The sequence below is a fragment of the Stenotrophomonas sp. NPDC078853 genome (genome assembly GCF_044901215.1).
GTDB classification, from domain to species: domain Bacteria; phylum Pseudomonadota; class Gammaproteobacteria; order Xanthomonadales; family Xanthomonadaceae; genus Stenotrophomonas; species Stenotrophomonas lacuserhaii.
Genome location: NZ_JBJDOQ010000017.1, coordinates 19,821 through 34,562 on the forward strand (window position 1 = coordinate 19,821; position 14,742 = coordinate 34,562).

At 67.7% G+C, this 14,742-nt stretch carries 13 protein-coding genes; 5 read left to right on the plus strand and 8 right to left on the minus strand.

Annotated elements, in window-relative coordinates:
- Window positions 1-17: 17 nt before the first annotated feature.
- The 3 genes from ACI2JH_RS15845 to ACI2JH_RS15855 all read right to left on the minus strand — a co-directional run bounded on the left by ACI2JH_RS15845 (window position 18) and on the right by ACI2JH_RS15855 (window position 3,462).
- Entirely contained in the window at window positions 18-1,913 is a 1,896-nt protein-coding gene (locus ACI2JH_RS15845; protein WP_182657092.1) for a DUF885 family protein, read from the minus strand.
- 95 nt (window positions 1,914-2,008) lie between these two features.
- Window positions 2,009-2,782 (minus strand): queuosine precursor transporter, encoded by a 774-nt coding sequence (locus ACI2JH_RS15850; protein WP_182657093.1) that lies wholly within the window; start codon window positions 2,780-2,782, stop codon window positions 2,009-2,011.
- Window positions 2,782-3,462: a DUF502 domain-containing protein gene (locus tag ACI2JH_RS15855; protein ID WP_182657094.1), complete on the minus strand. Its 681-nt coding sequence runs from the start codon at window positions 3,460-3,462 to the stop codon at window positions 2,782-2,784. The genes ACI2JH_RS15850 and ACI2JH_RS15855 overlap by 1 nt, the downstream gene beginning before the upstream one ends.
- Before the next feature lie 86 nt (window positions 3,463-3,548).
- On the opposite strand from ACI2JH_RS15855, the gene ACI2JH_RS15860 reads away from it, so the two are divergent.
- A complete protein-coding gene (locus ACI2JH_RS15860) occupies window positions 3,549-4,862 on the plus strand; it encodes a hypothetical protein (RefSeq protein ID WP_404736669.1) in 1,314 nt (437 codons plus the stop codon).
- Window positions 4,863-4,881: 19 nt separating this feature from the next.
- Here the strand turns inward: ACI2JH_RS15860 and ACI2JH_RS15865 are convergent, their stop codons facing one another.
- The 5 genes from ACI2JH_RS15865 to trxA all read right to left on the minus strand — a co-directional run bounded on the left by ACI2JH_RS15865 (window position 4,882) and on the right by trxA (window position 9,412).
- Window positions 4,882-5,541: a protocatechuate 3,4-dioxygenase gene (locus tag ACI2JH_RS15865; RefSeq protein WP_319277129.1), complete on the minus strand. Its 660-nt coding sequence runs from the start codon at window positions 5,539-5,541 to the stop codon at window positions 4,882-4,884.
- Between the two features lie 125 nt (window positions 5,542-5,666).
- Entirely contained in the window at window positions 5,667-6,137 is a 471-nt protein-coding gene (locus ACI2JH_RS15870) for a DUF4442 domain-containing protein (protein ID WP_319277131.1), read from the minus strand.
- Window positions 6,138-6,217: 80 nt separating this feature from the next.
- Entirely contained in the window at window positions 6,218-6,739 is a 522-nt protein-coding gene (locus ACI2JH_RS15875) for a hypothetical protein (protein ID WP_404736670.1), read from the minus strand.
- Between the two features lie 17 nt (window positions 6,740-6,756).
- Window positions 6,757-8,391 (minus strand): CHASE2 domain-containing protein, encoded by a 1,635-nt coding sequence (locus ACI2JH_RS15880; protein ID WP_404736671.1) that lies wholly within the window; start codon window positions 8,389-8,391, stop codon window positions 6,757-6,759.
- 169 nt (window positions 8,392-8,560) lie between these two features.
- Window positions 8,561-9,412: a thioredoxin gene (trxA, locus tag ACI2JH_RS15885; RefSeq protein WP_319277136.1), complete on the minus strand. Its 852-nt coding sequence runs from the start codon at window positions 9,410-9,412 to the stop codon at window positions 8,561-8,563.
- Between the two features lie 116 nt (window positions 9,413-9,528).
- Between trxA and ACI2JH_RS15890 the strand changes: the two genes are divergently transcribed.
- From ACI2JH_RS15890 to holA, 4 genes are all read left to right on the plus strand, one after another.
- The gene (locus tag ACI2JH_RS15890; protein ID WP_101100394.1) at window positions 9,529-10,143 is read left to right on the plus strand and encodes a DUF998 domain-containing protein; all 615 of its coding nucleotides are present in this window, start codon (window positions 9,529-9,531) and stop codon (window positions 10,141-10,143) included.
- Between the two features lie 99 nt (window positions 10,144-10,242).
- A complete protein-coding gene (gene leuS / locus ACI2JH_RS15895) occupies window positions 10,243-12,882 on the plus strand; it encodes a leucine--tRNA ligase (RefSeq protein ID WP_182657100.1) in 2,640 nt (879 codons plus the stop codon).
- A gap of 155 nt (window positions 12,883-13,037) precedes the next feature.
- Entirely contained in the window at window positions 13,038-13,688 is a 651-nt protein-coding gene (gene lptE, locus ACI2JH_RS15900; protein ID WP_404736672.1) for an LPS assembly lipoprotein LptE, read from the plus strand.
- A 12-nt stretch (window positions 13,689-13,700) separates the two neighbouring features.
- On the plus strand, window positions 13,701-14,741 hold the full coding sequence (gene holA, locus ACI2JH_RS15905) for a DNA polymerase III subunit delta (protein ID WP_404736673.1): 1,041 nt from the start codon (window positions 13,701-13,703) through the stop codon (window positions 14,739-14,741).
- Window position 14,742: the final 1 nt, after the last annotated feature.

Genomic DNA, 14,742 nt, shown 5'->3' on the forward strand with positions numbered 1-14,742 from the left:
AGCGGGATCCGGCCCCATCAGCTGCCGGGCTGCGCCTGCCAGCGGCTCATCCGCTGTTCCAAAATGTCCAGCGGCATGGAGCCGTCCTTCAACAGTTCGGCATGGAAGGCGCGCAGGTCGAAGGTCCCGCCCTGCGCCTGCCGGGCGCGGTCGCGCAGCTCCACGATCTTCGCCTCGCCCAGTACGTTGGACAGCGCCTGTCCGGGCTGGGCCATCATCCGTTCCACTTCGGCGTTGGCATCGTCGACGGCCATGCCGGTGTTCTGCTCCAGATACTCCACCGCGCGCTTTTTGTTCCAGCCCTGCGCGTGGATCCCGGTATCGGCCACCACCCGTGCCGCGCGGGTCAGCGCGGCGTGCAGGTAGCCGATATGGTCGTAAGGATCGGCATACAGCCCCAGCGGCTCGCCCAGCGATTCGGCATACAGGCCCCAGCCTTCAACGAAGGCCAGATCGCCGCCGAGACGTCGGAAACGGGGCAGCTTTTCGATTTCCTGCTGCAGTCCCAGCTGTACGTGATGGCCCGGCACGGCCTCATGCAGGTACAGCATGGGCACGCTCCAGCGCTTGCGTGCGGGCAGGTTGCTGGTGTTCACCGACAGCACGGCGGGGCGGCTTCCGTTGACGCCGGGCTGGTAGGACGCCGCTGCCGAAGAAGCGGCGCGGTCGGCTTCGACCGGCTGGATCTCCAACGCGGCCTTGGGCAGGGTCTGCAGCACGCTGGGCAGTTTGGCGGCCACCTGTTGCTGCACCTGCCGGTAGCGGCCCAGCAGCGCATTGGCATCGCTGTACTGGAACTGCCTGTCGCTGCGCATGCGCTGCAGCAGCTTGGCTTCGCTGCCGCGCAGCTTGTTGTCCTTCATCACCGCGGCGATCTGTGCATGCAGGGCCTGTACGCGCTGTTCGCCCCAGGCATGCAGCTGGGCCGGGTCCTGGGCGGTGGCGGTGGCCTGGCGCAGCGTGCCGGCATACCACGCCGCGCCGCTGGGCAATGCGCCCAGGCCCGCGGTTTCGCGCGTGGCCGGCAGGTATTCGGTGGCGATGAACCCACGCAGCGCGCGGTAGGCGGGCATGATGCGGAACTCGATCATGCGCTTGTACTCGGCGCTGATGCGGGTTTTCTCTTCAGCCGGGATGGTCTCCGGCATGGTCCGGATCGGGGTCCAGAAAATGCTCTCTTCGGCAGTCGGCTTGATCACCGCATCCAGCTGCGGCAGCACTTTTTCCATCAGGTCGCGCGGCTGCACCACACCGGCCGCCATGCCCTGGCGCATGTTCGCAGTGGCCTGTTCGAACAGGGCCGGGATGCCCAGCGAACGCTTTGACCAGTCATCGTAGTCCTTGACCGTATTGAACGGCTGCGCCCCCGCGCCGGCGCCGAGGATGGCCATGATGCTGCCCAGGTTGTAGTACTGGCTGATCGGCAACATCCAGGAGGGATACTGCTCGGCTGCCAGCGATGCCCTGGCGTCGCGGACGAAGATCTCGTAGCTCAGCAGATCCTGCCCCTGCAGGCCGCTGCTGCCGATCTTTTCCACCTTGCCCAGCCATTGCGTGGTGAAGTCATGCGACTGCTGGCGCCAGGCCGCAGACAGGATGTTCGGTAGCTCGCCGTTGTAGCGCGCGTCGCCCTGGAACGTGGCCTGCAGGGGATTGAGCCGCATCGAGGCGTCCCAGTACTCGTCGTACAGCCGCTCCAGCTGGACCGCCTTGCTGGCGGGTGCAGCGGCGGCCTGCCGGCCTGCCGCAGCTGCCGGGCGTGCACGCGGCCTGGCCTTGGGCTTGGTCGCCTGGCGGGTCTGCGCGGCTGCAGGGCGGGTGGCTTTCTTCTTGGCGGCTTCGGCCGGCGGCGCGGCGCTGAACAGCATCAACGAGGCAAGTGCGACTGCCAGGGCGCGGGCAAGCTGGGGCATCGGACATTTCCGTGGAACACAGACCGTGGAGCTTGCACGATCCAGACGCATACGGCCAGCATCGGGAGCCCAGTCAGGAAATGCCGCGTTGTCGCTCAGTCAGCTGCCGCGTCGGCCCGTAGCTGTCGTGCCCTCTCCGCACCCAGGTACCGCGTGATCGCATGCCGCATCAGGTACAGCAAGGGAATGAGGGCAATGGCGAAGGCCATTTTGTAAACGTAATTGACACTGCTGACCGCCAGGAACAGCGACGTCGGCCACTGCTGCGGCCCCAGCACGAAGGCGATCCAGATCACCACGAAGCTGTCGATCAGCTGGGACACCGCGGTCGATCCGGTGGCGCGCAGCCACACATGTCGCTCGCCGGTAGCACGGCGGATGCGGTGGAACACCGCCACGTCGATCAGCTGGCCGCCCATGAACGCGACCAGCGAGCCGGTGATGGTCCACATGCCCTGGCCGAACACCACGGCAAACGCCGCCTGGTAGTCCGGCACGCCGTGCGCGCTCATCGAGCCGACCCACCAGCTGGCCGGGGCCAGCGAGATGGCGGCATAGGCGAACAGGAAGCCGTAGCAGATCAGGGCCGCCGCCAGCCACGAGATGAGGCGCACGCCGCGTTTGCCGAAGAACTCATTGATGGTGTCGGTCATGACGAACACCACCGGCCACAGCAGCGTGCCGGCGGTGAAGCTCAGCGAACCGGTCTGGCCGAACAGGTTCCAATCCAGCGGTGCGATGCCGAGGGTGTCTTCCAGCGCAAAGATCTTCACCCCGATCAGCTCGGCCAGCAGCGCGTTGGCGCAGAAGAATGCGGCCAGCCCGATGAACAGCAGGACCGCACGGTCCTGGAGCGGCCGCGCGCTCATCAGCCGCGTTCGCCGGCGCGGGTGAAGGGCACGGTTTCCGGCGCGACGGCACCGCCGGAGATGATGAAGCTCATCGCCTGGTCCACGGTCCAGTCGGTCGGCGTCAGCAGTTCCACCGGCACGATCTCCAGATAACCGGAGGTCGGATTGGGCGTGGTCGGCACGTACACCGCCGCCAGCTCGCGGCCGGTGCCCTGTTCGCGGATGACCCGGGTGACCAGGCCCACCGCCTTCATCTCACGGTGCGGGAAGTCGATCAATACCACGCGCTGGGTGGTGCCCGGCTCGGTCTGCAGCATGTCCAGCAGCTTCTTGGCGCTGTCATAGATGATGCTGGCCAGCGGAATCCGTTTGATCACCGCGCCGACCCATCGCAGCAGGCGCTGGCCGACCACGCGGCGGCTCAGCACGCCCACGGCCAGGATCACCAGAAGGGTGGCCAGCAGCGCCACCACGTTCTGGATCCATTCGACGTGGACCCAGCCCAGGTAGTGCGGGAACCGTGTGGCGATGGGTTCGGACATCGCCACCACCAACGGGCTGGATATGCCGGACAAAAGCACGAAGACGAACTTCACCACGACCCAGGTGAGCCAGATCGGCAGCAGGGTCAGCAGGCCGGTCAGGAACAGCCGTTGCAGGGAAGGGCGGGGGGTGAGCGTGGGGGCTGGGAGTGACATCGGCGCATTGTAGCGGTCGCGTGGCGCCGGTTAGGCTCTGCTGTGTCATAGGACGTGGCAGGGAGGGGGTTGCGATGGTGTCGAGGATGGCAAAGGGTGTGAGGTGGTCGGTGGTCGGCGTGCTGGGTGTGGTGGCAGCGGTGGTGTTGCTGTGGTGTGCATCGCATTTCTGGCCGATGCCTGACAAGCAGCGCCGTGCGTTGGCGCTGATGCGCACGCAGGTCCCGGCCGAAGGCCGCAACGGCTATGCATTGCTGTGGATGCTGGACTTCGATGGCATGGACGACCGCTCCCGCGCGGCGGCGATGGCGGTGGACGCCGCGCGCTGGCAGGCCGATCCGGACCTGGCCGGCGGCGTGCGGATGAGTGCCGAAGGCGATCATCCACGCGTGGCCTATCCACAAGGACGCCACTGCAGCGGGCCCACCGGCGCCTGCCTGGAGCAGGTGCGCAGCGACCCGCAGCGGTTCGCCCGGGCCCACGCCGGGCATGCAGGCCTGCATGCTCGCGTGGCGCAGGCGGCGGCATACGGGCACTTCACCAGCCCATGGGACAGCCAGGTCGCCGCGATCATGCTCCCTTTCCCTGCGTTGAATGGAATGACAGATCCGGTCACCGCGCACGCATTGGCCTATGTCCAGGGCGATACCGCCGGTGCCTTGCAGGGGCTGTGCAGTGGCCTCCTCGCTGGCCGCAGCCTGCTGTCCGGCAGCGATACCCTGCTTGCCAGCAGTGTCGGCATGGCCATGGTGGAACGCAATGGTGGCGTGCTGGGCGAGGTGCTGGCCGAACTGCCGCGCGACGCCTCCCTCCCCGCTGCCTGTACGGCGGCGCTGCGGCCGATGACGGCGGCGGAAACCAGCCTGTGCCGACCGCTGCAGGGCGAGATGCGCTACGCCGAAATGGCCACGCGTTACTCCGCACGTTCGCCGGGTTCAGTGCTGGTGCTGGATACCGAACGCTCCCTGGCGCGCACCGCTACGGCGCATGCATGGGCGTGCGACCCCGCACAGCAGCAGCGATTGGGCGAGGACAGGCAGATCGAGGCTCCCACGCCGGCCACGCGCGGATTCGACTGCGTGGCCAACCTGGCAGGCTGCACGATGAGCGATATTCCCGCGCAGCTTTACCTGCGTCATGCCGGCCGCAGCCAGGACGCCGCCGCGATGGTGCGGCTGCTGGCGGCGCAGCAGTGGCTGCGCACGCAGTCGGGTTCCCCCGCCGACGCGCTGGCCAGGCTGCCGGTGGCGTTCCGTTCGGCAACCCGCGCCCCCCATGCGGATGCCGAGGGGCGCTGGCTTCAGGTCGCGCGGCGTGAGACCTCGCGCGGGCCCGACGACCGCCTGCTGAGGGTGCCGCTGCGTCGGGATCCAGAACCCTCACGGCAAGCTGCGAAGTGAGGCAAACCCTGCGCAGCCGTCAGCCGGTGGCGAGCACCACCGTCCACTCTGCTTCCAATGGTTCATCCTCCCCCGCGCTGCGCGGCAGCAGGGTAACGGTCTCGCGATCTTCGGCAGATAGCGCCTGGTAGAGCAGGTCGCTGTCATTGAGGGGCTCGCCACTGAAATAGATCTGTGTCACCAGGCGATCATGCTGGCCGCGGATGTCGAAGTGGATGTGCGGCGTGCGGAACTGATCCGGGCCGGTCCCGATCGGATACGCTCCGGGGACGATGGTCAGGAAGCGGAACCTCCCCTCCGCGTCGGTTTCCTGTCGTCCAAACCCCTGGAACGCAGGGTCAAGCGGCGCAGCCTCGTTGGCGTCGGTGGCATGCGCGTAGCGCCCGTGGGCGTTGGCCTGCCACATCTCGATCCAGGCGCCTGCCACCGGCTGGCCCAGGGTGTCGACGACGCGTCCACGCAGGTCGATCCGGGTGCCCTGTGCAACGCCCGGCTGTCCGTCGACGCGGGTAAGGTCCGCGTCCTCGTCCAGCGGTCGCTGGATGGGATAGTACGGACCCATGATGTCCTCCACGGTGATCCGGCGTTGCTGCTGCGCCGCGGCGGTGGTGGTGAACAGGGCGGTGGCCGCCCACCCGGCGGCCTGCAGGGCGTGGCGTCTGCTGATCGTTGCTGACATTTCGTTTCTCCGATGAGGATCGGCGCACCGTATGTGCGCCGCACTTCATCATCGATATGCCGCGATGCGGTGCCGTGTGGTCCATCTCGGTATAAGGACAAGCAATCGATTCGGAGGCACTCGCCTCAATCGACAATTGCACTGACGCGGGCCTGCGGCTTGAGCCGGATGTAGACCTGCTTGCGCACGCGCGCGACCACCTCTCCTGAAGCATCCCGTACGTCGTTGCTGTACCAGCGCAGTTGCTTGCTGCCATCGGCAGCGGCCGAGCGGATTTCCGCGAGCATTGCGTCATCGATGCGGAAGGTCGCGCGCACCGTACCGCGGCCGGGCTTGAGGAACTCGATCTCGCCGGTGCGATCCCACACGTAGTAGTCGCGGCCCAGGTTGTGCATCAGCCCCAGCATCCAGAACGGATCGGTCATGGCGAACAGGCTGCCGCCGAAATGGGTGCCGACATAGTTGCGGTTCCACGGACGCATGCGCAGTTCGACGTCGATGTCCCGGTAATCCGGTGACACCCGGGTTACGTGGATGCCGGCGAACAGGAACGGCGGCCACAGGTTGATGCCGTGGCGGAACAGGCTGGCTTTCATGGTGGACCGGCGCCGGAATGGGGAGGCCAGTGTAACCATGCGGGTGCGTATGGAAAAGTCCAGCGGGCAGGACCGATCTCTTACGGCGACGCCTCCGGGATCGTCAGGGAAAAAGTACCGTTCTGCTGCGCAATGGCTTCACCGGTGTCGGTGATCGCGTTCTGCACGAACAGGCCGCTGCCCTGGTCGGTGCCTGTGATGAAGGTCAGCTGATGGTAGGCGGTGCGATTGCCCCAGTCCGGCGATGGCAGCGATACGTAACGGATCGTGCTGCTCTGGTCACCGACGTTGCCCTGGGCGACGTAGACGCCGTAATGATCCTCGCCTTCAGAGGTGATCCGATACACGCCGTTGGCGTAGTGCGTCAGAGTCGCATTTGGGAAAGGCTTGGCGTCGTAGAGCTTCCGATAGTGAAGGTGATAGGTCGCCACCTGTGCGGCAGGCTGGACGGTGATCGGGGCCGGTGCGCCGGCAACGGCGACGTTCGCCGGAAGGGCGGTCGCGGCGAGCGAGGTGAGGAGGAAAAAGGCTGGGACGGAAGCCATGGCGTCGCGCTCGAGGGATGGGCCATTCACATTGTTGGCTGCAATGACGCAGGGCAAGTGGCAGATCCGTCGGCTCAGCCTGCTTCCAGCACGTACCCATCGCCGCCATTCGCCCTGGCTTGGTGCAGTGCCACCTCGGCTCCGTGCAGGAATGCATCTGCGGGCACGCCCGGCCCCGGCACCCGGCAGTAGACCCCGATGCTGAGGGTGGGGCGGGCGTTGCCGGCGTCGGCCGCCCACGGCAGCCGACGCACGTCGGCGACCAGGTCTTCGACCACCTGGCACGCGCCGCTGGGCGGCGTTTCGGGCAGGATCATCGCAAAGCCGCCGCCAAGGTGGCCGGCGGTATCGCGTGGTCGCCTGGCATGGGCGGCAATCAGCCGCGCGACCGCCACCTGCAGTGGGTCGCCTGCCTGTGGACCTGGTTGGTCATCGAGACCGCCGGCGTGGTCCAGCTCGACCCGAACCAGCGCCAACGGGCGACATTCGCCGCTTCCGATGCAGGTCTCCTGCTGCAGCGCCTGCTCGAAGCGCGGCCGGCTGACCAGCCCGCTGAGGGGGTCCCGGTCTGCCCGGCGTCGCCAGCAGGCGATCCGCCACGCGGCCCAGATGGCGGTGGCCAGCAGTGCTGTCCCCAGCGTGGCGCAGGGCGCCCACCACAGGTTGGCGCCGCGCAGCAGGGACCAGGAGAGCAACAGCGGCAGTGGCAGTCCCACGCTGATGGCCAGTATCGTGGCCGCCCGCCCACCGCACAGCCCTGCAACGCACAGCATCACCAGCATCGCGCCCAGGGCGTGCTGCCACATCGGCGCCATCCCCCGCAGCGTGCGCGACTGCAGCAGCATCGAGGCGACGCTGGCGTGGTACTCGATGCCACTCATGGGGGCGTGGCGGCGGGTCGGTGCCAGCAGTTGCGGGGCGAGGCCTGCGGCCGTCGAGCCCACCAACACGCGCCGGTTGTGCAAGCTCGCAGGCGCGATCCGGCCTTCCAGTACGTCCACATAGGCGACCTGCGGCACGCTGCCCGGCGGCCCCGGGTAGCGAAGTCGGACATAGCCGTCGCGTACCCATTTATCCGCACCTGCGTGTACTTCTGCTGCCGGCAACCCCTGCGCGCGCTCGGGCAGATCCGCCAGGGCCAGTCCCAGCGCCGGCCAGTGCGCTGATCCGATGCCGGCCTGCAGGAAAATACCGCGTGCCACCCCATCGGCGTCTACGTGCACCTCTGCGTGGCCCAGTGCGGCCGCATTGGCGGTCATCAGTGCGATGGGTAGACGTTCTTCGGCCAACCGGCCGTCGCGGGCCGGTACCGCCAGCACCGGCAACACCACCTGGCCGTTGCGCGCGATCGCCGCCGCCAGGGCGGCGTCGGCGCCCGGATGACGGTCAGGTTCGGACAACGGCAGGTCCAGCAGCACCCGCTTGCTGCCGGCCCGGGTCAGCCGGTCCAACAGGCGCGCGTGCACGCTGCGGGACCAGGGCCACGGGCCGATCTGCTGCAGGCTTGCCTCATCGATGGCGACGATCAGCAGGCTGGGGTCGGCCGGGTAGCTCCAGCGGGCGACGTAGCGGTCGAAGATCGCCTCGTCCACTGCGCCCAGCCATCGGCCATGGCTGGCGGCAGCAGCGGCCAGCCCGGCAAGCAGCGCCAGCAGCAGCCGATAGCGCCAGGCCAGTGGCTGCCGCTTCATCGCCGCCGCCAGCCGCATGGGGTCACCCCTTCAGCAATCACGCGATCCTCCCCCGGGAAAGATCGGTGGAGCGATGCCCTCGGCCGGGTGGCCGGGTTTCATTCCCCCGAATGAACCGTGACGCCTTACGACGCCACCGGATCAGTATCGCGTGCCGGTTGCACGGGTGTTCTGAACGTATTTACCTTCAGAACAGCAGCGCGGCCATCTTCCGCCGGTACTGGCTGACCAATGCGGGGTCGGTGATCACGTTGAAGGCATCGATCAGCGCCTTGCGCGGCAGGCCATCATCGAAACTGCGATCCACCCGCAGCATCTCCAGGAACTGCTCCAGTGCCGCCGCGTCTTCCCCTGCCAGCAGCAACTGCACGCCGCGCAGGTGGCGGGCGGCGAGGTCGCCGCCATCGGCTGCGATGCGCGCTTCCAGGGCTTCCGGGGCCGGTGCATCCTTCAGGGCCGAAGCGAACGAAAGGCGCGCGCGGGCGCGCACGGCGCGGTCATCGGTGGCCAGGTTGGCCGGCAGTCCGTCGATCAGGGTGCGGGCTTCGTCCACCCCGCCGATCTGCAGCAGGGCCACGGCCAGGTCCAGACGCAGCTCGTCCTTGCCCGGTTCGGCCGCGATCTGCGCGCGCAGCACGTCGACCTGCGCCTGCGCATCCAGCGGCTCCGGCTCGGCTTCGGCCACCGGCTCGGCCGGGGCGATGCCGTGCTGGGCCAGGAACTCGCGCAACTGGCCTTCGGTCACTGCGCCGGGGAAACCATCCACCAGCTGGCCGCCCTTGACCAGGAACACGGTCGGCACCGAACGGATCTGGAACGCCGCGGCGATCTGCTGTTCCTTGTCCACGTCCACCTTGGCCAGCTGGAAGGCACCGTTGTATTCACCGGCCAGCTTTTCCAGCAGCGGTCCGAGGGTCTTGCAGGGCTCGCACCAGGTCGCCCAGAAATCGACCAGTACCGGCGTCTGCAGGGATTTCTGCAGCACTTCGGCTTCGAAGGTTTCGGTGACAGCGTCGAATACGTTCGGCAGTTCGCTCATGGAAACTCTGGATCTACGGCGGGAGACCGATTCTATGGTGGCGGACGCTTGCGGCTTCAACCCACCGCCGGTTCGATGTTCCACAATAGGGTCCCCGATTTCCCGAGTGCCGCTCCATGCCAACCCTGCTTCCGCGCCGTCTCGAGAACCTGCTCGGTCCTGCCGCGGCGGTGGGGTGGGTGCTGTCCGTGGCCGGTTTCGGCGTTGCGCTGGACGGCTTCGAGCAGGGGCGCCATCCCGTGGCGCTGCTTGGGGCGGGCGGCATCGCCCATGCCCTCGGCTTCAACCTGCTGGGTTGGGTGCTGCCGGGCCTGCTCGCCACGGCGATGGCGCTGTGCCTGCTGGCGCGCCTGCCGGCCGGCAGCAGCTGGCTGCTGCGGGTGGCCGGCCAGCTGCTGGTGTTGGCCGGACTGGCCTTTGCCGGCATGGGCCTGTTCCCGTTGGATGTGCAGGACCTGGACGGCCCGGCCAGCCAGGCGCATGCCAGCGCATGGATGGTGTGGGCACTGGCGTTCATTGCCGGCACGCTGATGCTGGGCGTCGGCAGCTGGCGCAGATCGCCGCCGTTGGCGCGGCTGGCGCTGGGCTGCGGGCTGGTCGCGGCGGTCACCGCTTTCGCCCTGCAGGGGGTGGTGCCGGCGCCGCTGGCGCAGCGGCTTACCTTTGCGGCGTGGGCGTCATGGCTGCTGCTGGGGCTGCGCCTGCTGGGCCCGGCCGATACCCGCCGGTAAGCGGCCGGGAGCGGGCGGCGGGCCGCCTGTCGACCGGATTGGAGGCTTTTGCCGCACTGCGGTACCCTGTGCCGCTTTGCCGCCGCACTTGTGTGTTCCATGACCAGCGTCGAACCCAACGCCTACGACCCGCAGCAGGTTGAATCCGCCGCCCAGCAGTTCTGGGACGGTACCCGTGCCTTCGAAGTCAACGAGACCTCGGACAAGCCGAAGTACTTCTGCCTGTCGATGCTTCCGTACCCGTCGGGCGCGCTGCACATGGGCCATGTGCGCAACTACACCATCGGTGACGTGATCAGCCGCTACAAGCGGATGACCGGGCACAACGTGCTGCAGCCGATGGGCTGGGACGCGTTCGGCCTGCCCGCCGAGAATGCCGCGATCAAGAACAAGACCGCGCCGGCCAAGTGGACCTACAAGAACATCGACCACATGCGCAGCCAGCTCAAGTCGCTGGGCTATGCCATCGACTGGTCGCGTGAGTTCGCCACCTGCAACCCGGACTACTACGTCCACGAGCAGCGCATGTTCACCCGCCTGATGCGCAAGGGCCTGGCCTACCGCCGCAACGCGGTGGTCAACTGGGATCCGATCGACCAGACCGTGCTGGCCAACGAGCAGGTCATCGACGGCCGCGGCTGGCGCTCCGGTGCGCTGGTGGAGAAGCGCGAGATCCCGCAATGGTTCCTGCGCATCACCGATTACGCCCAGGAGCTGCTGGACGGACTGGACGAACTGGATGGCTGGCCGGAATCGGTCAAGACCATGCAGCGCAACTGGATCGGCCGCTCGGAAGGGCTGGAGATCCAGTTCGCCGTACGTGATGCCGAGGGCAACACGCTGGACCCGCTGCGCGTGTTCACCACGCGGCCGGACACGGTGATGGGCGTGACCTTCGTGTCCATCGCCGGCGAACATCCGCTGGCGCTGCATGCAGCCAGGAACAACCCGCAGCTGGCTGAACTGCTGGCCGGGCTGAAGCAGGGCGGGGTGTCCGAAGCGGAACTGGAAACCCAGGAAAAGCGCGGCATGGATACCGGCCTGAAGGCCATCCATCCGGTGACCGGCGAGCAGGTGCCGGTGTGGGTGGCCAACTTCGTGTTGATGGGCTACGGCACCGGCGCGGTGATGGCCGTGCCGGGCCATGACCAGCGCGACAACGAATTCGCCAACAAGTACGGCCTGCCGATCCGCCAGGTCATCGCGCTGAAATCGCTGCGCAAGGACGAAGCCGCGTACGACGCCAGCCGTTGGCAGGACTGGTACAGCGACAAGAGCCGCGAAAGCGAGCTGGTCAATTCGGGCGAGTTCGACGGCCTGGATTTCCAGGGCGCCTTCGAAGCCCTGGCCGAACGCTTCGAGCGCAAGGCCCAGGGCCAGCGCCGCGTGAACTACCGCCTGCGCGACTGGGGTGTCAGCCGCCAGCGTTACTGGGGCTGCCCGATTCCGGTGATCTACTGCGACAAGTGTGGCGCGGTGCCGGTGCCGGAAGAACAGCTGCCGGTGGTGCTGCCGGAAAACGTGGCCTTCTCGGGTACCGGTTCGCCGATCAAGACCGATCCGGAATGGCGCAAGACCACCTGTCCGGACTGCGGCGGCGCGGCCGAGCGCGAGACCGACACCTTCGATACCTTCATGGAGTCGAGCTGGTACTACGCCCGCTACACCTCCCCGGGCGCACGCGATGCGGTGGACAAGCGCGGCAACTACTGGCTGCCGGTGGACCAGTACATCGGTGGCATCGAACACGCGATCCTGCACCTGATGTATTTCCGCTTCTATCACAAGCTGCTGCGTGACGCGCGGATGGTAGACAGCAACGAGCCGGCGCGCAACCTGCTGTGCCAGGGCATGGTGATCGCCGAAACCTACTACCGCGCCAACCCGGACGGGTCCAAGGACTGGATCAACCCGGCCGACGTGGACGTGCAGCGCGACGAGCGTGGCCGCATCACCGGCGCCACCCTGGTGGCCGACGGCCAGCCGGTCGTCGTCGGCGGCACGGAGAAGATGTCCAAGTCCAAGAACAACGGCGTGGACCCGCAGACCATGGTCGGCAAGTACGGCGCCGACACCGTGCGCTTGTTCTCGATGTTCGCCGCACCGCCGGAACAGTCGCTGGAGTGGAACGAAGCCGGCGTGGACGGCATGGCGCGCTTCCTGCGCCGGTTGTGGGCGCAGGTGCACAAGCATGCGGCCGATGGGGCGGCCCCGGCGCTGGACGTGTCCGCGTTGGACGCCGGCCAGAAGACCTTGCGCCGCAAGACCCATGAAACCATCGGCAAGGTCGGCGATGACTATGGCCGCCGCCACAGCTTCAACACCGCCATTGCCGCGGTGATGGAACTGATGAATGCGCTGGCCAAGTTCGATGACGCCACGCCGCAGGGCCGGGCGGTGCGCCACGAAGCCCTGCAGGCGATCGTGCTGATGCTCAACCCGATCACCCCGCATGCCAGCCATGCGCTGTGGCAGGTGCTGGGCCATGGCCAGACGCTGCTGGAAGACCAGGTTTTCCCGCAGGCCGATCCAGGTGCCCTGGTACGCGATGCGCTGACCCTGGCGGTTCAGGTCAACGGCAAGCTGCGCGGCACGATCGAGGTCGCCGCCGACGCGGCGCGCGAGCAGATCGAAGCGCTGGCGGTGGCCGAACCGAACGCGGCCAAGTTCATGGAAGGCCTGACCGTGCGCAAGATCATCATCGTGCCCGGCAAGATCGTGAACATCGTCGTCGGCTGACCCCGGCCTCGCCACCGCGGTGGGTGGCGCCAAGCCCTGGTGGGTGACGACCGTTGGTCGTCACCGCCCTCCCAGGCCCCGATGATCAACCGTCATTCACGCCTCATCGGGCAGGCTGTATTGCCGCAGCCGCCCGGCTACTACAGACTGTGTCCATGACCCGAATCCTGCTTGCCCTTCTCTTCGCCCTCGGCCTGGCCGGTTGCGGCTTCCACATGCGCAACAAGCTGATGCTGCCGGCCGACACGGCAGCAGTGAAGGTGGTCTCCACCGCGCCCTACAGCGAACTGGCCAAGCTGCTGCGACGCAGCCTGCTGGCGTCTGGGGCGACCCTGGCCGATGACGACTCGACCGCGCCGGCCGCGCAGCTGCAGGTGCTGTCCGAGCGCTGGGGTGACCTGCCGATCGCCATCGACGCACAGGGTCGTGCGCAGGAATACAGCCTGCGCTACGCGGTGATCTTCATCTTCCGCCGCGAAGACGGCAGCGAACTGGTGCCGCAGCAGGTGATCGAGCTGTCGCGCGATTACGTGTCCCCGCCGACCGACGCCACCGGTACCACCACCGAGCGCGAGATCCTGGCCGATGAGCTGCGCCGTGAAATGTCGGCCTCGATCATCCGCCGCATCGACAGCGTGGTGCGCAATGAACTGCGCGAAGGCCGCAGCATCTCGGCCCCGGTCGAGGCGGGCGACGGCCAGGTGATTCCGGCAGGCCCGGCGCCGGCCGGCGTCCCCGCCATCAAGACCACCATCCCGACCGCCAAGCCTGTCCCCGAACCGGCCGCCCCGCCGGTGCAGGACTGAGCCGGTACCCGGATGGAACTGCGCCCGGAGCAGTTGGCCAGCGCTGCTGGCGGGCAGCCGCTGGCGCCCGTCTACCTGGTTGCCGGGCCTGAAACCCTGCGCGTGCTGGAAGCGGCCGATGCGGTGCGGGCAAAAGCGCGCGCGGAGGGCATCAGCGAACGCGAAGTATTCGATGCCGATGGGCGCGATTTCGACTGGGGACGGTTGCAGGCGGGCTTCAACGCGCCCAGCCTGTTCAGTGCGCGCCGCCTGATCGAAGTGCGGCTGCCCAACGGCAAGCCGGGCAAGGAAGGCGCCGAAGTAATCAGTGACTTCTGCGCCTCGCCGCCACCGGACGTGGTGCTGTTGATCACCGCCAATGAATGGAGCAAGTCGCACCAGGGCAAGTGGGCCGATGCCGTAGGCCGTGCCGGCGTGATTTCGGTAGCGTGGGCGATCAAGCCGCACGAGCTGCCTGAGTGGATCGAGCGCCGCCTGCGTGGCAAGGGCCTGCGTGCCGATCCACAAGCGGTGCAGCGGCTGGCCGAGCGGGTGGAAGGCAACCTGCTGGCTGCCGCGCAGGAAATCGACAAGCTGGCGCTGCTGGTCGAATCCGGCCAGGTGCTGGACGTGGACAAAATGGACGCGCTGGTCGCTGATGCGGCCCGCTATGACGTGTTCCGGCTGGTGGAGTCGACCTTCTCCGGCCAGCCCACCGCGGTGCTGCGGATGGTGGCCGGGCTGCGCGCCGAAGGCGAGGCGGTGGCCGCCCTTATGCCGATCGTCATCCGTGAACTGCTGGCTGGCGCTGCGTTGGCCCAGGTGCAGCCGCGGGGCGGCAACCTGGCCGCGGAAATGAAATCACGCGGCATCTGGGAGTCCCGCCAGGCGCCGTACAAGCGCGCGCTGCAGCGGCACCCGGAAGCCAAGCGCTGGGAGCGCTTCGTTGCCGAAGCCGGGCTGGTGGATCGCATTGCCAAAGGGCGCGCCGACGGTGACCCGTGGCTGGCGCTGGAACGCCTGCTGGTGGCGGTGTCCGAAGCACGCGCGGTACGCCTGCTGGCGCGCGCCTGAG